Origin of the sequence: Prochlorococcus marinus str. MIT 9401, assembly GCF_000760095.1 — a bacterium.
GTDB lineage: Bacteria > Cyanobacteriota > Cyanobacteriia > PCC-6307 > Cyanobiaceae > Prochlorococcus_A > Prochlorococcus_A marinus_I.
The window spans coordinates 59,360-77,749 of record NZ_JNAR01000001.1 but is presented as its reverse complement, the minus strand read 5'-3'; the positions used below and the strand labels follow the sequence as shown (position 1 = coordinate 77,749).

19 protein-coding genes are annotated in these 18,390 nt (G+C 32.1%); 4 read left to right on the top strand and 15 right to left on the bottom strand.

Translation table 11 applies throughout. The features are described 5' to 3' along the window. Window positions 1-1,551, top strand: a complete 1,551-nt coding sequence (locus tag EV01_RS08335; protein WP_032516726.1) for an alpha/beta hydrolase — start codon at window positions 1-3, stop codon at window positions 1,549-1,551. Here the strand turns inward: EV01_RS08335 and EV01_RS08340 are convergent. The 10 genes from EV01_RS08340 to EV01_RS08385 all read right to left on the bottom strand — a co-directional run bounded on the left by EV01_RS08340 (window position 1,548) and on the right by EV01_RS08385 (window position 9,666). Beyond that, complete coding sequence (locus tag EV01_RS08340) at window positions 1,548-2,570, bottom strand: ABC transporter permease (RefSeq protein ID WP_032516725.1); 1,023 nt, start codon at window positions 2,568-2,570, stop codon at window positions 1,548-1,550. The genes EV01_RS08335 and EV01_RS08340 overlap by 4 nt on opposite strands. Further along, entirely contained in the window at window positions 2,563-4,134 is a 1,572-nt protein-coding gene (locus EV01_RS08345; RefSeq protein WP_032516724.1) for an ABC transporter substrate-binding protein, read from the bottom strand. The genes EV01_RS08340 and EV01_RS08345 overlap by 8 nt, the downstream gene beginning before the upstream one ends. Continuing rightward, the gene (locus EV01_RS08350; RefSeq protein WP_032516723.1) at window positions 4,131-4,424 is read right to left on the bottom strand and encodes a hypothetical protein; all 294 of its coding nucleotides are present in this window, start codon (window positions 4,422-4,424) and stop codon (window positions 4,131-4,133) included. The genes EV01_RS08345 and EV01_RS08350 overlap by 4 nt, the downstream gene beginning before the upstream one ends. A 49-nt stretch (window positions 4,425-4,473) precedes the next feature. Then, window positions 4,474-5,775 carry a homoserine dehydrogenase gene (locus EV01_RS08355; RefSeq protein WP_032516722.1) on the bottom strand — a complete coding sequence of 434 codons (1,302 nt, stop codon included), beginning with the start codon at window positions 5,773-5,775 and terminating at the stop codon, window positions 4,474-4,476. Window positions 5,776-5,819: 44 nt separating this feature from the next. Beyond that, window positions 5,820-6,239: a SufE family protein gene (locus EV01_RS08360; protein WP_032516721.1), complete on the bottom strand. Its 420-nt coding sequence runs from the start codon at window positions 6,237-6,239 to the stop codon at window positions 5,820-5,822. Between the two features lie 39 nt (window positions 6,240-6,278). Next, the gene (locus tag EV01_RS08365; RefSeq protein WP_032516720.1) at window positions 6,279-6,836 is read right to left on the bottom strand and encodes a 5-formyltetrahydrofolate cyclo-ligase; all 558 of its coding nucleotides are present in this window, start codon (window positions 6,834-6,836) and stop codon (window positions 6,279-6,281) included. A gap of 9 nt (window positions 6,837-6,845) precedes the next feature. Then, window positions 6,846-7,319: a crossover junction endodeoxyribonuclease RuvC gene (gene ruvC / locus EV01_RS08370; protein WP_032516719.1), complete on the bottom strand. Its 474-nt coding sequence runs from the start codon at window positions 7,317-7,319 to the stop codon at window positions 6,846-6,848. Window positions 7,320-7,324: 5 nt separating this feature from the next. After that, window positions 7,325-8,413, bottom strand: a complete 1,089-nt coding sequence (gene bchI, locus EV01_RS08375) for a magnesium chelatase ATPase subunit I (RefSeq protein ID WP_032516717.1) — start codon at window positions 8,411-8,413, stop codon at window positions 7,325-7,327. A 117-nt stretch (window positions 8,414-8,530) separates the two neighbouring features. Beyond that, window positions 8,531-9,283 (bottom strand): RNA methyltransferase, encoded by a 753-nt coding sequence (locus EV01_RS08380; RefSeq protein ID WP_032516715.1) that lies wholly within the window; start codon window positions 9,281-9,283, stop codon window positions 8,531-8,533. Further along, entirely contained in the window at window positions 9,280-9,666 is a 387-nt protein-coding gene (locus EV01_RS08385) for a c-type cytochrome (RefSeq protein WP_032516714.1), read from the bottom strand. The genes EV01_RS08380 and EV01_RS08385 overlap by 4 nt, the downstream gene beginning before the upstream one ends. 55 nt (window positions 9,667-9,721) lie before the next feature. Between EV01_RS08385 and petG the strand changes: the two genes are divergently transcribed. Beyond that, a complete protein-coding gene (gene petG / locus EV01_RS0108715) occupies window positions 9,722-9,841 on the top strand; it encodes a cytochrome b6-f complex subunit V (protein ID WP_011376619.1) in 120 nt (39 codons plus the stop codon). Here the strand turns inward: petG and rsmD are convergent. The 4 genes from rsmD to EV01_RS0108710 all read right to left on the bottom strand — a co-directional run bounded on the left by rsmD (window position 9,818) and on the right by EV01_RS0108710 (window position 12,773). Further along, window positions 9,818-10,417 carry a 16S rRNA (guanine(966)-N(2))-methyltransferase RsmD gene (gene rsmD, locus EV01_RS08390; RefSeq protein ID WP_032516713.1) on the bottom strand — a complete coding sequence of 200 codons (600 nt, stop codon included), beginning with the start codon at window positions 10,415-10,417 and terminating at the stop codon, window positions 9,818-9,820. The genes petG and rsmD overlap by 24 nt on opposite strands. A 13-nt stretch (window positions 10,418-10,430) precedes the next feature. Next, window positions 10,431-11,048, bottom strand: a complete 618-nt coding sequence (hisH, locus tag EV01_RS08395) for an imidazole glycerol phosphate synthase subunit HisH (RefSeq protein WP_032516712.1) — start codon at window positions 11,046-11,048, stop codon at window positions 10,431-10,433. A gap of 11 nt (window positions 11,049-11,059) precedes the next feature. Continuing rightward, the gene (gene trxA / locus EV01_RS08400; protein ID WP_032516711.1) at window positions 11,060-11,383 is read right to left on the bottom strand and encodes a thioredoxin; all 324 of its coding nucleotides are present in this window, start codon (window positions 11,381-11,383) and stop codon (window positions 11,060-11,062) included. 226 nt (window positions 11,384-11,609) lie between these two features. Further along, a complete protein-coding gene (locus tag EV01_RS0108710) occupies window positions 11,610-12,773 on the bottom strand; it encodes a GuaB3 family IMP dehydrogenase-related protein (RefSeq protein ID WP_032516710.1) in 1,164 nt (387 codons plus the stop codon). 179 nt (window positions 12,774-12,952) lie between these two features. Between EV01_RS0108710 and gyrA the strand changes: the two genes are divergently transcribed. Together gyrA and crtL are read left to right on the top strand one after the other, a co-directional pair. Beyond that, entirely contained in the window at window positions 12,953-15,550 is a 2,598-nt protein-coding gene (gyrA, locus tag EV01_RS08405; RefSeq protein WP_032516709.1) for a DNA gyrase subunit A, read from the top strand. A gap of 24 nt (window positions 15,551-15,574) precedes the next feature. Continuing rightward, on the top strand, window positions 15,575-16,786 hold the full coding sequence (crtL, locus tag EV01_RS08410) for a lycopene beta cyclase (RefSeq protein ID WP_032516708.1): 1,212 nt from the start codon (window positions 15,575-15,577) through the stop codon (window positions 16,784-16,786). 5 nt (window positions 16,787-16,791) lie between these two features. Here crtL and EV01_RS08415 read toward each other — a convergent pair whose 3' ends face one another. After that, a complete protein-coding gene (locus EV01_RS08415; RefSeq protein WP_032518545.1) occupies window positions 16,792-18,375 on the bottom strand; it encodes a glycoside hydrolase family 57 protein in 1,584 nt (527 codons plus the stop codon). Window positions 18,376-18,390: the final 15 nt, after the last annotated feature.

Genomic DNA, 18,390 nt, shown 5'->3' with positions numbered 1-18,390 from the left:
GTGAAATACATTTTTATAATTTTTTTTAGTTTTTGTGGTTTATTTTTTAATAATGGTTTAAAGGCGGCTGAAAAGATAAATATTAAATTTGAAGAGATGGAAATCCCTCTTACTATAGAACAATTATCAAAATTAGAAAAATACAAAGATGATTCAACAGAATTAATAGATTGGTTAAAAAAAAATGGATTAATAAGAGTTTTTGAATTATCAAAATTTTTAGAATTTCCAGTTTTCAAGGAAGAAGGATTAAATAGAGAGATATTAAGAAGTTGGATAGGGCGTAAAATTCTTTCAGAATTAAGCAAAAGTATTAGAGTTCCAAATGACAATAATGGAACAGAAATATATAACACAATAGAAAATTTATTAGATCAAAAAAAAGAAGTTTCAACTTTAGACATCATAAAGGCATTACCATCAGAAGAAATCTCACTAGATATTGATAATTTAATTTTAATAATTTCATCTTGGAAAAATGAGTTATCAATGCAACAAGAACTTATATCCAAATTAAATAAACTTGAAAGAACGAATCAAAAGGCCTTCGAAAATACTAAAACAAAATCAATTCATGATCCAATAAAAATTGATAAAAAAATTTATGCTCCTCACAGAGTGAAACCTTTTGAAATTGAAATATGGAAAAGTAATAAAACAAATGATGATAAAGAACTGATAATTTTTATGCCTGGTCTTGGAGGCGAAATTAATAATTTCAAATGGATAGGCAACGAATTGGCTAAAAGAGGTTGGCCAATATTATTCATAGATCATAGAGGGAGTAATTTAGAATCATTAATAGATGTACTCGAAGGTAAGGAAACAATACCAAGCAGTGCAGACTTTTTCTTATATAGAATTAAAGATTTAGATGCTGTATTAAAAGCTCATGAAAATGGGGAGTTTGGTTTACCTAATGACTCTTATATTTTAATGGGGCATTCACTTGGTGCTTTAATAGCACTTTTATATGAAGGCAATAAACCTACAGATCAACTAGAGGACAAATGTGATTCTGCATTAAAAGACTTTGCGCTAACAAATTTATCTAAATTACTTCAATGTCAGTTGAGCGAAATACCATTCCCCAAGAAAAATAATACTAATAAGGCCAGTGCAATTATAGGTTTTAATTCATTTGGCAGTTTAGTATGGCCAAAAGAAAATAGTTCTGGCATAAAAACACCAACTCTTCTAATAGGTGGTACGTATGACCTTATTACACCATTAATGAATGAACAATTTAGAGTTTTTTCTGCTTTAAATAATCCATCAAATAGATTTCTAATTATTGAAGGGGCAAGTCATTTCTCTCCCATAAGAATTAATAAAAGCAATGAAGAAAATAATGACGTCTTCAAAATAAATGAATCTTTTATTGGTTCAGAGCCAATATTAGTACAAGATTTATCTGCGAAATTTATAGTTGAATTTTTAAAAAATATTAAAGGCCAAAATATCCCCACGGTATTTAAAAACCAAAGAGATTTAGGACTTGATTTCCATCTTTTAGATCTTGAAACAATAAAAGAAATTTCCGAAAATTAGTACTCTATTCGTGGATCTAAATATGAGATTAATATATCCACGAAGAGATTTAAAGAGACTATGAGCATAGAGGTGAAAATTACAATTCCTTGAACCAAGGTATAGTCTCTTTGAGAAATAGCTTCATTTAATCTTAAAGCTATACCTGGCCATGAAAAAGTTACCTCGAACAATAGAGCACCTCCTGCTAATGAAGCCATAGTCAAGCCAGAAATAGTGAAAATTGGCAATAAAGCATTAGGCAATGCATGGTTTAAAAATATTTTTTTCTTTGATATTCCTCTACATATAGCAGCATTTACATAATCACTTTTTAATTCCTTATCCAAATTTACTCTTAATGAGCGGCTGAATATACCACTTAATAAAAAGCCAAGAGTAATAGAAGGAAGTGCGAGATGATAAAGACTATCTTTCAAAGCAATAATATTATTTGAAAGAATACTATCTAAAACTAGAAAACCTGTAATTTGAGGTTGTTGCTGAAATATTGGAAATCTACCTCCAATTGGGGAAATATTAAAGAATACAGAAAATAATAATTGCGCTATCATTGCCCCCCAAAAAGGAGGGATAGCATATGTAGCAATTCCTAATATTCTCGCAATATAATCAGTCTTTTTCCCTCTATTTCTTAAGCCTATTAATCCTAATGGGAAACCTATTAGTGTGGCACATAATATTGAAAAGAATCCAAGCTCAAGACTTGCCGGGAATGACTTAATAATAATATTTAGGACTGGTTCTTGGGTACTTAGAGATTGGCCAAAATCTAAGTGCAATATATTTTTAATATACGAAAAATATTGATTTATTAAAGGTTCATTTAGCCCCAATTTATTTCTTAGAAATTCCCTAGAAACCTCATCTGCGCCAGATCCAAGTATGGCATCGACAGGATCGCCAGGCGCAACTCTTAATAAAATAAAAACTAGTGAAGAAATTATCCATAACATTATCGGAATTAATGATATTTTTAATAGGGAATAATTTAGTAGTTTATTTAAATTTCTACTCATTAATTAACTCAAGATCACTTAATGAAATAATTCCTGCACCATTAAAAATAGGTTTTGATATTTTATTTTGAGACCATGCTTTTTGAGAGGAAAACCAAATAGGAATATAAGGTATTGAACTTGCTGCTATTTTTTCAATTTCAACAAGTTTTTCTAATCTTTTAACTCCACTTTTTTTTTCACTCTCAAGAAATAAACTTTCCACTTTATTAGATCCCCAAAAGCTACCACTATAAACTGATTCTCCTTTTTTACATATACCATCAACTATTTCATTACAACTTAAAAGAGGGGTGAGATAGGCCTCTGGATCTGAATAAGCCCCAGTCCAATCGAGAATAACTGCCGTATAAATTCCTAAACTTAGATTCTTGTAAACTGTTGTAGATTCCACACTATTGAGCTCAATATCAATACAATCCTTCAAATAAGATTTAATTTCTTCTTGCCATGTAAGAGCAATAAGCTTGTCAGCTGGTACATTAGATCTATAAGTAAGGGGTATTTTTAGAATATTTCCATTGCAATAATTTTCTTTTTGCAATAACCTTCTCGCTTCTAAATAATCATATTTTGGCCATAGTTCTTGATTATCTTTTTTTAATATCGGAGGAATAATTGATCTAGATGGCTTCCTTAATCCATAACTTACTTTCTCACTAATCAATTTTCTATTAAGACTTTTTGCCAGAGCCATTCTTAAATTAAAATTACTTAAGGGATAAGAACTAGTTTTAAGGCTTATAAAACTTAATTCAGTGAAAGGGCTATTACCTTCATTAAACTGTTTATTTTTGCTTAAATTATTTAAGCTTTTTCTCTGACTATCATCAATTGAATTTGATAAAAGAACGTCAATTTGTTTACTTTTTAAAGCCCCAAAAAGAGAAGATGAATTTGAATATCCCACAAAATTAACGCCCTTATTTAAGGGCTTTTCACCCCAATAATTCAAATATGGATCAATTAATTGAACTTCATTAGAAAAACTGGTCAGCACATACTTGCCAGTACCAACGAATTTTTCATTTAGAAACTTATCAGAATATTGTTTATAAAATGTAGGAGATATTGGAGTTAAATTTACAGATGTGAGTAAACCATTTAAAGAACTTGATGGTTTATTCAAATTTATTATGACTGAATATTCACTCGGCGTTTCTATTGATTTAATCTTATTTCCTAAAATATAATTCATCGTTCCAATTCTTTTGAATCTATCAAAGGTAAACTTTATAGCATTTGAGTTAAATGCAGTTCCATCGTGAAAAAAAACATTCTTTCTTAAATTGATAGTTATTTGAAGTCTATCCTTTGAAATAATTGGCATCCCCGAGGCCAATTCAGGGATTAATTCTCCATCAGAATTTAATTCATATAATGTGTCTCCTAGAGAACTGATTAATTGAATTGCTTTAAGAGTATTTGCTCTAGCTGGATCTAAAGATTCAATTTTTCCAGAACTTGCTACTATAATTTTTTTAGATATTCTTTTTGAACCGCAAGAATTCTGTAAAAAAGAAATTAAAATTATAAATATTGATAAAACAACTTTTTTTTTCATATTTCATAATTACTTAATTTTTCTGAAGAATTATTTGAACAAAAAATTTGTAAGGTTATTTGACTTATTTCTAAAGCAAATGTTTTTTTAGAATTACAGGCAAAAGGCCACTCTCTCACCCAACAAATTTCTTTACCTAAATTGAGACCAATTACTTGAAAAGTTTTATTGCTATTTTTAATTTTTATACAAGCACCTTTATAAAGGTTTTCAGAAAAAATTAAATTATTATTTTCTTTATTATTATCTAGTAGTTTTGAATGAATCATTAAGGCGCTAAAACGAAACACTTACTTTCTTCGGTTTAACAAGCTATAAAGAAATTTGCAAACTATTTTTTTAAATACAACTTAATTGACTTGCAATAATTTTGACTTCATTGAGCGAATTTATCTCATCTTTCGATCTTTCAAAATCTCCATTATTCACCTCATGAGTAATAACGACAATTTCAGCCTTGTCCTCACTTGCATCAAGTTGAACAATTGATTCGATTGACACATTATTCTTCCCAAAAATATCTCCAATCTTTCCTATGACACCTGGGCTATCAAGACAAATAATTCTAAGGTAATTTTTTTTATTTATTTGTGAAGGTTCAATGATATGACAGTTTCTCCAGAAATAAAAAGATAATAATGGATCGATTGAATTATTATTTTTTACTGAGGCGGCATGCAGATTTAATATATCTGATACTACTGATGCAGCAGTTGGGCCACTCCCTGCACCTGGACCATATAACATTATCTCTCCAAGAGGATCAGCCTCTATCAATAAGGCATTATTAACTCCCTTAACTGTTGCCAATGGATGAGATTTTGGAATCAAAGAAGGTCCTACCCAAATATTCAAAGAAAGGGAATCATTAGTATTAATTTGTCCCCTTTCTGAGAAAGCTATAAGTTTTATTTCAAACCCTAATTTATTGGCATATTCAATATCCTTTAGATTAATTTTACTAATGCCCTCAGAATGAATCTCCTCTCTTTTGATTTTCCCTCCAAATGCAAGTTCACTAAGAATTGAAATCTTATCAGCAGCATCATGACCCTCAACATCTGCAGTTGGATCAAATTCTGCATATCCAAGGCTTTGGGCCAATTTTAAGGTCTCCTTGTAATCAGCTTTTTCATTTGCCATCTTGGAAAGAATAAAATTTGTTGTGCCATTTATTATCCCAACCATTTTTTTTATGCTGTTACTTTTTAATGATCTTTTTAAGGGTTCAATTATAGGAATTCCCCCGCAAACTGCCGCCTCTGACAATATATAAACTCCTTCTTTAGAAGCAGTTTTATATATTTCTTCTCCATATCTTGCAATGACAGCTTTATTTGCTGTAACAACAGATTTACCTAATTTTAATGATTGCAGAATAATATCTTTCGCTAAATCAACCCCACCCATGACTTCAACAATTACATCTATGGAGGGGTCATTAATTAATTTAAATGGATCATCAGTTAATAAATTATTATCTAGCTCAATATCTCTTTTTTTATTAAGATCTTTAACTGCTATTTTTGCAATTTCTATTTCTTTTAGAATTGGATGTGAATCAACCTCAGAACATAATATTTTATAAATCCCTGAACCTACAGTTCCAAAACCTATAATCCCAATTCTGCATTTTCTCATTTTTTATTTCTTTTAACTTTGAGTTTAATTTTATATTATTAGGCCTACAAAAATTCATTTGCCTGAGACTGCATTTTCAATAAAATGTTTAAAAAACCATTTGATCGTGAAGGAGTTAGGCTTGCTTTCAAACCAGTATCTTCTATAAATTTCTTATCTATTTCAACAACTTCATTTGGTGTTAACTCATTTAATCCACTTATTAAAAAGGACAACAAACCCTTTGTTATAAGAGCATCAGAATATCCTTCCCAAAATAATTTACCTGCTTTAAAAGTTGCCTTAACAAAAACTTCTGAAACGCATCCCTTAACTTTATTTTCTTCAACAAGGATTTCACTATCTGGTTCTTTCAGTTTTTTGCCTAACCACAAAATGTATTCATATTTTCTTTTTGGATCTTCTGATTTCTTCAACTTTTCAACTAATTTTGATAAATTATTGTATTTTTCGTGATTTTCCATTTTTTAAAACTATAAATTAATCACTTTATGAGTCTTCTATTATACAAATATTTCTTTTTCTGTGATAAAGCCCGATAAAGGAATATCCCACTCAGCTCTGGTTAATGGAATCGTACTTATACAATTAGAAGTTAATACTCCAATGCATGGAATATTTCTCCAATCATTATCTCTCCTTAATTTATCAAAATAACCTCCTCCATAACCTAATCTTGTTAAATTCTTATCAACGGAAAGACATGGTACAAATATCATACTTATCTGCAAATGACTTAAAGGAGAAGAGTTTTTTGGACTTAATATCCCTTCAGAATCTTTGGTAAGAGGTTTTTCATCCCATGGATAAAATAACAACTCTTTTTTATCTTTACATCTAGGCAAAGCTAAAGTGAATTTTTTCTTGAGACTCCTTATATCAACCTCATTTTTTAAAGGCCAATATATGGCTATATAACCAATATTTTTATATCCCTTAACAAATGAATCAATATATAATCCTACATTCTTTTCTACATTCTCTCTTTGGTTAAAAGAAATCCCATCTCTAAGTTTTCTAAACCTATCCCTCTCCAATTTCTTATTTTCAAAAATCTTCATTATAAATTTTCAGTTAAAGCCATCCTCATTTAGTTTTGTGAGTGCTATAGCCAATGCATCTGCCGAATCATCAGGTTTTGGGGGTTTATTAAGATCTAAGTTATACATAACAGCATCAAGAATATCTCTCTTAGATGCCTTTCCAGATCCAGCAATTGTTAATTTTATCTGAGCAGGTGAATACTCACTAACATGAATCTTTTTAGAGGCCAATACCATCATAATCACTCCCCTAGCCTGCACTACACTAATGGTAGTACTTGACCTGTAAAAGAAAAATTTCTCTACTGCCGCTGCAGTTGGGTTCCAATGATTTATTAATTCATTAAGATCTTGGAATATCTCATAAAGTCTATCTTCTTCTTTTTTATCTTTATCTGTTTCAATAACGCCGCAATCTAATAATATCTTTCTTTCATTCTCTATCTCAATTATTCCATAACCAACTCTAGCTAATCCAGGGTCAATCCCAATTATTCTCACTGTTATTAAGCTTCAGCAGACAATTGAAATTTTGAAAGATTTTCTTTTTCATCTAAATCAAATACTTTACAAAAAGCTTGAATAACTCTTTCGCCTGAATCAACTTGTTCTAATGGATCTTTTCTAAGTCTATGTCTTAAAGAACAAGAAATAACCCTTGCTATATCATCTTCTTGAACTTCAGTTCTGCCTTCAAATGCTGCAATTGCCCTTGCAGACCTATTTGTAACAATATCTCCACGTAAACCATCCACATCTAGTTCTCCGCAGATTGCAGAAATATTCAATCTTAAGTCATCATCCATTTGAACAGAATTTAATATTTCTTGTGCTTTGATAACTTTTTGTTGAAGTTCATCCTGTTGTTTCTCAACACTTAATGAAAACTCATCAGGATTATCATCAAAAGAAGTTCTTTGATCAACCACTTGAACTCTTAATTCAGCATCTCTAACTGTCTTAACTTCAACACTCATGCCAAACCTGTCCAATAGTTGAGGTCTTAATTCACCTTCTTCTGGATTTCCTGAACCAATAAGGACAAACCTCGCAGGATGTCGAACTGAGACCCCCTCCCTTTCAACTGTATTCCATCCAGAAGCTGCCGAATCTAAGAGTACATCCACTAAATGATCATCAAGTAAATTCACTTCATCAACGTATAGTAAACCCCTATTGGCTTTTGCTAATAGACCAGGTTCGAATGCCTTAACACCTTCGCTCAATGCCTTCTCTATATCAATGGTTCCACAAAGCCTGTCTTCAGTAGCCCCTAAAGGCAAGTCAACCATAGGTACTTGTCTTTGAATACTCTCTAAATTTTCTCCTTGAGTAATTTTTTCCAAAACTTCTTTACTTTGCAAATCAGGATCGACTAGTGAGCTATTATATGGATCGTCTTTAACAACATCGATTGCAGGCAACAAATCAGCTAAGGCTCTTATTGTAGTTGACTTTCCAGTCCCTCTATCACCCATTATCATCACTCCTCCAATTCTTGGATCAATAACATTTAACAAGAGAGCCAATTTCATTTCTTCTTGACCAATTACTGCTGTAAAAGGAAAAACTCTTCTTTTCTTGGTTGTAGGCACAGTTTTAGTTTTCTTAAATATTCAAATAATCAATAGATGCTACTTCAGAAAATGTTTTTAGTAAATATCCCTATCAAATTAAAACAACATGCGAATAATAACTAATCAAATTTATACTTACTTATTTTTTTTTGAATTGTTTAAAAACCAATTTATTTGATGGACAATTCCTCTTAAAACATTTACTTCGTGCATTGATGTATTAGTCCTTAAAATAAAATTCTTAAATTTACTGATTTTTGCCTTGGAGGTATGTTTTAAGAGATATCCAACTCGCAAAAGCATTTCCTCTATCTCCACAAATGTATCATGTACTTCTTTCGATGATGCCAAGTTAAAAACTTTTAATTCATTATTTAAATTCTTTTTAGAAGACTTATTTAATTCATACAAAACTATTGAAACAGCGTGAGAAAGATTTAATGAAGGATTATTCTGAGAAGTTGGAATATTAAAAGTTTTATTTGCTAGAAGCAATTCACTGTTAGTTAAACCTCTATCTTCTCTTCCAAATATAATTGCTAAATTATTTATCTTCTTAAAGGATAAAGTCCAATCAAATATATCTTCAGAGGATGCAAAAAATGAATCTTTATTTACATCAATCCTTCCACAAGATGCTAGAACCAAATCACAATCAAAAATTGCTTTTTGAAGATCATCAAAAACTTTACAATGTTTAAGAAATTTTTGGCCTTTAAGAGCCATTTTTTTTGCTTCTAAAGAAAATATGTCGCACTTAGGAGAAACAATTCTTAATTCATCCACTTCAAAATTACTGCATAACCTAGCAACGCTTCCAACATTTAAAGGACCATTTGGTTCAACTAAAATTACCTTTAAATTAGAAAAATTTTTTACCAAAATTATTCAAGGCTATGAAGATATTTTAACAAATTGGACATATTTGCAGGATCAATTTCAAAACTTGGCATGGGAGGAGTCAAGCCTCCTGTAACTTGTTTTATTATCTCTTTATCATTCAAACGTTGAGTTATTGAGTGTAAGTCTGGGCCCACTAATCCTCTTGCTGTAATTCCATGACATCCAACACAATTTACCTTAAAAAGAGCATCTCCTTCCTCAGCAGAGCCATTAAGCTCAAGAGTTTCAATAATATATTTGTTATTTTCATGATGATTTACGAAAATTATTGAAAAACAAATCAATAAAACTCCAAATACAACAAAAACAATTTTTAAGAATTCTCCCTTAAAGTCCCTTTCTGCTGCAGTTGATGAAGATGTTGACACAAAAAATAGTCTCTATGTAACAATTGTGATTAAGAAATTCAAAAAAGGCAAAAAAATGATCGAGCCTCTTCTTTGTGGAATTGTTTTAGGTTTAGTACCAATAACTCTTCTTGGCTTATTTGTAAGTGCATGGAATCAATACAGAAGAGGTTCAGGAATGCTGGACATTGATTAAAAATGTTAATCTTGACTGCCCATAATTTCTTACATCTATAGTTTCCCACAAAGTACTTTTTTTAATAAAAAGATTTGGAGAATGTTCACAAATAACTGTTGAATCTTTTTTTAAAAGATTACAATTAAATAACTGATTTAAAACTAATTCATGGAAATCAACATCGTATGGAGGATCTAGATAAACAAAATCAAATTTTAATTTGTTTAAATCAAAAACTTTTGATGATAAGTTTCTCTCATAATTTGGTTTAGTCCATTTCAATACGTCTTTACAAATAATTTCGATATCATTTCTCCTATTCTCAATATTCTCCAGCGAGAGTAAATTTTCTAAGCAAATTTTTGAGTTGATTTTGTTTTTTTCAATTGCAATTATTTTGCTTGCCCCGTGATTATAGGCTTCACAAGATATAGCACCTGTTCCACTAAACAAATCTAGCCAATTACTATTTTCAACTCTATTATTCAATATGTTGAATATAGCCTCTCTAACTCTCAGAGTTGTAGGTCTCGTATAAATATTATTTGGACTTTGGAGTTTTTTACCACCTATTAATCTTAAGTTTGTCTTCATCTCTAAGAATCTTTTAATGAATATTCCTTAGCCATCTCCTCAAAAGTTTTTCTCCAGTTTTACCAGATTTTTCTGGATGAAATTGACAGGCCAATAAATTATCATTCTCAATCATCGCTGTTAATTTGACAGATCCATAATTAACCTGAGCTGCAATAATATTAAAATCATCAGGGATTGCATGATAAGAATGAACAAAATATACCCAATTATTTAATTCTTCTAACTCTAATAAAGTGTTTTGTTTTGTTGGTAAAAGTTGGCACCAACCCATGTGAGGAATCCTTTGATTAACTATATTAGGAATTTTTTGTATTTTTCCTTTTAAAATCCCCAGTCCTTTAACATTCCCTTCATCACTAGATTCAAAAAGGAGTTGAAGACCTAAACAAATTCCTAAAAAAGACTTTCCACTATTGATCCATTTTTTTAAATCAGTTATCAAATCCGTATTTATTAAGTTTGTCATAGCCGGATCAAATGCTCCAACTCCTGGAAGGATTATCGCCTTACAAGCCTTCGTTTCACTAAAATTTTTAATTAAAAGTATTTCTTCTCCAAGACTTTCTAGAGATTTTGTCACGGAATGAATATTACCCATCCCATAGTCTATAAGTCCAATTTTATGCAAAGCTATATATCTTAAAGATGCTTAGATAGAGTGCTTGATAGAGTTGCTTTTGGTACAGCTCCAACAACAGTGTCTACTTTTTGACCACCTTTAAAGATCATTAATGTTGGAATACTTCTAATTCCATATTGACTTGCAACATTTGGGTTCTCATCAGTATTTAATTTGAAAACTTTAATCTTGCCTTCAAAGTCTTTTGAGATTTCTTCAACAACTGGTGCAACCATCCTACATGGACCGCACCATGGTGCCCAAAAATCAACTAATACTGGTAGATCACTTTTCAGTACATCTTTATCAAATGAAGAATCAGTTACGGCTGGAGCTGATGACATAATTTAAATATTCCTTTTAAAAAATTTAGCAGGCAATTCTTTTAAGTGATGATTTCATTACAGATTAAATAATATAAGTAACAAAATATCTAAAAAAGCCCGATTAATCGGGCGATTTAGTGTGTGAGGAGTATGGGGTTTCCCCCATCATTCAATAATAACTCGTAATGCGAAATTTGTTCAATTAAATGCATAATTCGCTAAGGTTTAAATTTTTTTTATAAAACTATTTACCCATTCCAAGCTGCTGGGCTTTTTGATAAACCTTACCCTCTGTAAGAAGAGATGGTGCAATAACTATTTCAACTCCTTGCATTTCCTTAATATTTTTAGCCCCAAGTGTACTCATTGATGTTCTAATAGCCCCTAACAAATTATGTGTGCCATCATCTAGCAAGGCAGGTCCTTTAATAATTCTCTCTAAAGTTCCTGTAGAACCAACTTCAATTCTTGTACCTCTTGGCAATATAGGACTTGGAGTAGCCATACCCCAATGAAACCCCTTACCTGGAGCATTTGAGGATTTTGCTATTGGCGAGCCAATCATTACAGCATCTGCGCCACAAGCTAAACATTTACAAATATCTCCGCCCGTAACAATACCTCCATCTCCGATTATAGGAATATAACGACCACTTTTTTTAAAGTAGTCATCTCTTGCCAAACTACAATCAGCAATAGCAGTTGCTTGAGGGATTCCAATTCCTAATACCCCTCTTGAAGTACAAGCAGCTCCAGGACCTATACCAACCATTAATCCTGCGACTCCTGCCTCCATAAGAAGTTTAGCAACTTCGTAAGTAACACAATTGCCAGCCACAACTGGGACTTTCATAGATTGACAGAGGTCTCTGATATTTAAGGTTTCATTACCTTCCATACCAAGATGTTCGGTTGAAACAACTGTACCCTGAAGGAAAAATAAATCTAAATTGGAATTATTTAGTGTTTTTTTAAATTTTATGGCCGCTTGAGGAGTTCCACTAAACGCAGCAATACCACCTCTTTCTTTAACCTCATTTATTCTCTTTGAAATTAATTCCTCCTTAACGGGTTCACTGTATATCTTCTGCATTAACGGAACGAAGTCATTTTTACCTACTGATGCTATTTGATTTAATATTTTATCAGGATTTTCATATCGTGTTTGTATACCCTCCATATTTATGACCCCCAGGGCACCTAATTTGGTAAGTTCTACAGCCGTATTAACATCAACAACGCTGTCCATAGCACTTGCCACAATTGGAACTTCTCTCTTTAAATCACCTATAAACCAAGAAGGATCAGTTAAGTCGTAATCCAGTGTTCTTTTGCCTGGGACTAAAGCTATTTCGTCAATGCCATAAGCCCTTCGGACTTTTCTGTTTAAACCAAGTTCAATATTCACGGAATTTATCAATTATTTTGATTAAATTAACAACTAAAGGGGTAATAAGCCAAGGTTTATTCAAAAACAATAGTTTTTTTTTTAATTTGTGTGTAAATGTGAGTATTTGAGAATTAAAATATTCTTTTTTTTTATTCATTATGTCAATCAGGGATTATTATTAAAGAAAGATTTTTTGTATGTCTGATATTATAGGTTCCGAGAACTCTGAATTTAGTGAAGATAATGATCGAATTATTCAGACTGATTTAAGAAATGAGATGTCTCGCTCTTATCTAGAGTATGCAATGAGCGTCATTGTTGGTCGTGCTCTTCCAGATGCGAGAGATGGATTGAAGCCAGTTCATAGGAGAATTCTTTATGCAATGTATGAACTTGGCTTAACTAGCGGCAGGCCTTATAGGAAATGTGCGAGGGTTGTTGGTGAAGTACTTGGTAAATACCACCCACATGGTGATACTGCTGTCTACGATGCTCTAGTTAGGATGGCTCAAGATTTTTCTATGAGGATGCCTCTTGTAGATGGTCATGGAAACTTTGGTTCTGTAGATAACGACCCTCCAGCAGCAATGAGATATACGGAATCTCGTCTCAAGTCTCTAACTGATGAAAGTTTATTAGAAGATATTGAATCTGAAACTGTAGATTTTGCCGATAACTTTGATGGTTCTCAACAAGAACCTACAGTTTTACCTGCAAGAATTCCTCAACTACTTTTAAATGGATCATCTGGTATAGCTGTTGGAATGGCAACTAATATTCCGCCACATAACTTGGGAGAATTAATAAATGGTCTCAAATCAATAATCAAAAACCCTTCAATTCAAGATAGAGAACTTTTTGAACTAATTAAAGGCCCTGACTTCCCCACCGGTGGTCAAATTTTAGGAAGAGAGGGTATTAGAGAAACTTTCAAAACAGGAAGAGGTTCAATAACTATGAGAGGGGTTGCAAATATTGAGCAAATCAAGTTAGCCGGTAGAGCAGAAAAAGATGCAGTAATTATTTCAGAACTACCTTTTCAAACAAATAAGGCAGCTTTGATAGAGAGGATTGCAGATATGGTTAACGAAAAGAAATTAGAGGGTATATCAGACATTAGAGATGAAAGTGATCGTGATGGAATGAGAATTGTTATCGAGCTTAAAAGAGATGCCTACCCACAAGTAGTTTTAAATAATTTATTTAAGTTAACTCCTCTTCAAAATAATTTTAGTGCTAATATTTTAGCCTTAGTAAAAGGAGAACCTACAACTCTTTCACTTAGAAAAATGCTGGATGTATTTCTAGATTTCAGGGTAGAGACAATAAGGCGAAGAACCCGATTTTTATTAAAAAAGGCAGAAGAAAGAGATCATATTGTTAAGGGACTTTTATTAGCCTTAGGAGCTATGGATGAAATCATCAATTTAATAAGATCAGCTAGAGATACAATTACAGCTCGAGAAAAATTACAAAATGATCATGAATTATCTTCCACTCAGGCAGATGCAATTTTGCAAATGCAGTTAAGAAGATTAACAGCCCTGGAAGCAGATAAAATTAAAGCAGAACATGATGAATTAACTCAAAAAATCAACCAATATCAGGAAATTTTAAATAGTAAAGAAAGAATTTTTGAAATTATTCTTGAAGAACTTAATAAAATTGATGAAAAATTTTCTACTCCCAGAAAAACAGAAATATTAGATTTAGGTGGTGGTCTTGATGATATTGATCTTATAGCTAATGATAGATCAGTAGTTTTATTAAGTGAAGCAGGTTATCTAAAAAGGATGCCTGTTAATGAATTTGAATCTACCAGTCGTGGGTCAAGAGGGAAAGCTGGCACGAAAACACAAGGTGGTGATGAGGTTAAATTATTTATAAGCTGTAACGATCATGATACTCTTTTACTCTTCAGTGACAGAGGAGTCGCTTATGCTCTCCCAGCATATAGAGTTCCTATGAGTAGCAGAACCGCAAAAGGCACTCCATCAGTTCAACTTCTCCCAATACCAAGAGAAGAAAAAATAACTTCACTAGTCGCAGTAGATTCTTTTGGTGAAGATTGTTTTTTATTAATGTTAACCAAGGCTGGATTTATAAAAAGAACTTCACTTTCTGCTTTTTCAAAAATTCGCTCAAATGGACTAATAGCGATTAATCTTGAGGATGGAGACGCCCTTACATGGGTTAGATTATCAAAAGAAGGAGATAGTGTCTTAATTGGATCAAGAACAGGAATGGCTATTCATTTCAGGTTAGATGTTAACGAATTAAGGCCACTTGGGAGAACCGCAAGAGGTGTTAAATCTATGAATCTTAGAAAAGGAGATAACCTAGTATCTATGGATGTTTTGACATCTGATTTAGTTGATCAATTAACTAAAAATGAGGATCTCACAAAAGAAATTGATGAAAATCTTGAGGTTAACTCCTCTAAAGGTCCTTGGGTATTAATAGCCAGTGCTTTTGGACTAGGGAAGAGAGTACCTGTAGCGCAGTTCAGATTGCAAAAAAGAGCAGGGATGGGGTTAAGAGCGATAAAATATAGAATTCAAGATGATGTATTAGTTTGTTTGAAGGTCCTAGGAGAAGGAGAAGAGCTACTTTTCGTAACCGAAAAAGGTGTAATAGTTAGAACAAACGCAGACAAAATTTCTCAGCAATCTAGAGCAGCTACTGGAGTAAAATTACAAAGACTGGATGAGGGTGATCATTTATCGGAAGTTGTATTAGTTCCTCGCGAACAAATAGAGGAACCAGATCAACTTAACTCAGGTGAAGAAAATTGAAAGATAAATGGTTAATTAAATAATATGGAAATACTTGATATTTTAATTTTAGGTTCCGGTCCTGCCGCATTATGTTTAGCTTCAGAATTAGCAAAGCAGAATCTTAAAATAAAGGGAATATCAACTAAATCTCCAAATGAAAAATGGGAGAATACATATGGTATTTGGGCATCCGAATTAGAAGAATTAGGATTAGAATCTTTGTTATCTCATCGCTGGTGTAAAACAGTTAGTTTTTTTGGGAATGGGGAAAATAAAAAAGAGGATACTCCAACAAAACATAATTACGATTATGGTTTAATAAATCAAGAAGCCTTTCAAAATGAACTTTTAAAAAATTGTAATGGTATTGAATGGTTGAATGAAACAGCAAAAGATATTAAAGAAAAAAATAAACTTTCTGAGGTTATTTGTTTTTCAGGTCTAAGAATAAAGGCAAGGTTAGTTATTGACGCAAGTGGTCATAAAAGTAATTTTATAAAAAGACCAGTTCAAAATGAAATCGCTCAACAAGCTGCTTATGGAATAGTGGGTAAATTTTCATCTCCACCTGTTAATAAGGAACAGTTTGTTTTAATGGATTTTCGTCCAAATCACTTAAACGACGAGGAGAAGTTATCCTCTCCTTCCTTCCTTTATGCAATGGATCTAGGAAATGAAACTTTTTTTGTTGAAGAAACCTCATTAGCTAGTTATCCAGCATTATCGCAAGAAAATCTTAAAAAAAGACTTTTTAAAAGACTGAATAGTAAGGGTATTAAGGTAAGTGAAATTTTTCATGAAGAGAATTGCCTTTTCCCCATGAATTTACCCCTCCCATTTAAAAAACAATTTGTACTTGGTTTCGGAGGAGCCGCCAGTATGGTTCATCCTGCATCAGGATACATGATCGGATCTTTATTAAGAAGGGCTCCACTCCTTGCAGAAAAATTAGCAATCTTTTTAAAAGAACCTCATCTAAGTTCTCTGGAACTAGCTACGAAAGGCTGGAATATACTATGGCCTTACGAGTTAACTCAAAGGCACAAACTTTACCAATATGGTCTTAGAAGATTAATGAGTTTTGACGAAAGTAGATTAAGGAGCTTTTTCTCAAATTTCTTTAGATTATCGACCAATGAATGGGTAGGTTTTCTTACAAACACACTTCCACTTCCAAAACTAATTTACGTGATGAGTAAGATGTTTATAAATTCACCTCTAAAAGTAAAACTGGGAATGCTAAAGTTAAATTAGTTTTTTTATATTCGCCAATCATCAATATTAATTTCTGGGAAAACTTTATCTTCTTCCTCAATATCTTCAAGAAATTTTAAATTAATGATTGAATGATTTTTAATCATTTCAACCAATTTCCAGAACCTGAATAAGTGCTTTTCTATCCTCTCCTTTGCAAGCTCAGTTGTAGTTCCAGCTCTTAGAATAAAACTCCAATCAGATGACTCAGATAAAAGTAGTTCTCTTGCAGCTTGCTTAAAGAGTCTTAGTGATAAATCATTATTAAAATTATTCAAGCATAAATCAACAAAGGTTGAGCCTGCTTTTGTGATTTCTGGAACGATCCATGCGTTTGCATCATTAATCCAGTAATTGTGGTAACCACCTTGTCCCCAGCTTGATGGCGATGGATCACAAATCTGAAGATTTGGCTTTTGCAATAAGAATTCCTTTAAATTTGTGAGCTTAATTGAATATTTACTAGAGTTCTTTAAAATATTTTCTATAAAAAAAGGTCCCTCATACCACCAATGACCAAATAACTCTGCATCAAATGGGGCTACCAATAAAGGCTTAAAGGAAGAGGATAAAGTTAGTTTTTCTAATTGTTTGGATCTCTCTATAAGATAAGCGTCAGCATGCTCTTCAGCTTTCTTTTTTGCTTCATTTTCTAGGTAAAACTTCTTTTTCCCTAGTGGTACGTTTTCATCTGTAATCTTATGAAACTTTAAACCCAAAGGTCTTTTTGTAGAAATACCTTTATTTTGGAGCTTAGAAATAGGCAATTCCCAACCCAAATCCTTATGAAATTCACGATAAACTTTGTCACCCGGGAATCCATCCCTAGCAGACCAAACTGGCAGGGTTGACTCACTATCTCTTCCAAAGAATGCAACTCCTTTTCTCGAGCATATTGGAGCGTAAACACCATACCTAGGCCTTGGTGTAGAATTTAGAACCCCATGACCGTCCAAGATTGTATATTTAATTCCAGAATTAAATAATATCTCATCTAAATTTTCATAATATGCACATTCAGGTAACCAAATACCTAAAGGCTTTGTTCCGAAAATTTTTTCATGATTCCTAATTGCAGTATTAATTTGTCCTTTAACAGTTTCGCGATTCTCCCTTAGAATTGGCAAATATCCATGAGTAGCCGCGCAGGTAAGAATATCTAAATTTCCAGATTTATTTAAAACCTTAAACTTCTCAATTAAATTTCCAGAACAATTTTGCCAATATAGGTATTTATCATTAAGATTTTTTATTAAAAATGTAGAGGCATTTTTTTCTTCTAGTGGTAGTTCGTTTAAGAAATCATTCCTTGTTTCGATCCAGCTTGGGAAAGTTTCCTGAATTTGTTTACTATTTAGAAGTGATAATAATGTTGGAGACAAACTAATAGTAAGTTTTGTATTTTCAGGATTTTCATTTCTGGAAGATTCTATTGATTGAAGTAGTGGTATATAACATTCCAAAATAGCCTGGAATAACCAATCCTCTTCTAAGGAGTTTTTTTCATTTTTTCTGACATAAGGAAGATGAGCATGTAAAACTATCGCTAACTGTCCTAAAACATTTTTTTTGGGGTATTGCCCAGTCATACCTTTTATAGTTTA

What these genes read in the sequence shown, in the direction of transcription:
- EV01_RS08340 (WP_032516725.1), bottom strand. Translation starts at nt 2,570, where the DNA reads ATGAGTAGAAATTTAAATAAACTACTAAATTATTCCCTATTAAAAATA.
- EV01_RS08345 (WP_032516724.1), bottom strand. Translation starts at nt 4,134, where the DNA reads ATGAAAAAAAAAGTTGTTTTATCAATATTTATAATTTTAATTTCTTTT.
- EV01_RS08355 (WP_032516722.1), bottom strand. Translation starts at nt 5,775, where the DNA reads ATGAGAAAATGCAGAATTGGGATTATAGGTTTTGGAACTGTAGGTTCA.
- EV01_RS08360 (WP_032516721.1), bottom strand. Translation starts at nt 6,239, where the DNA reads ATGGAAAATCACGAAAAATACAATAATTTATCAAAATTAGTTGAAAAG.
- EV01_RS08365 (WP_032516720.1), bottom strand. Translation starts at nt 6,836, where the DNA reads ATGAAGATTTTTGAAAATAAGAAATTGGAGAGGGATAGGTTTAGAAAA.
- petG (WP_011376619.1), top strand. Translation starts at nt 9,722, where the DNA reads ATGATCGAGCCTCTTCTTTGTGGAATTGTTTTAGGTTTAGTACCAATA.
- rsmD (WP_032516713.1), bottom strand. Translation starts at nt 10,417, where the DNA reads ATGAAGACAAACTTAAGATTAATAGGTGGTAAAAAACTCCAAAGTCCA.
- trxA (WP_032516711.1), bottom strand. Translation starts at nt 11,383, where the DNA reads ATGTCATCAGCTCCAGCCGTAACTGATTCTTCATTTGATAAAGATGTA.
- gyrA (WP_032516709.1), top strand. Translation starts at nt 12,953, where the DNA reads ATGTCTGATATTATAGGTTCCGAGAACTCTGAATTTAGTGAAGATAAT.
- crtL (WP_032516708.1), top strand. Translation starts at nt 15,575, where the DNA reads ATGGAAATACTTGATATTTTAATTTTAGGTTCCGGTCCTGCCGCATTA.
- EV01_RS08415 (WP_032518545.1), bottom strand. Translation starts at nt 18,375, where the DNA reads ATGACTGGGCAATACCCCAAAAAAAATGTTTTAGGACAGTTAGCGATA.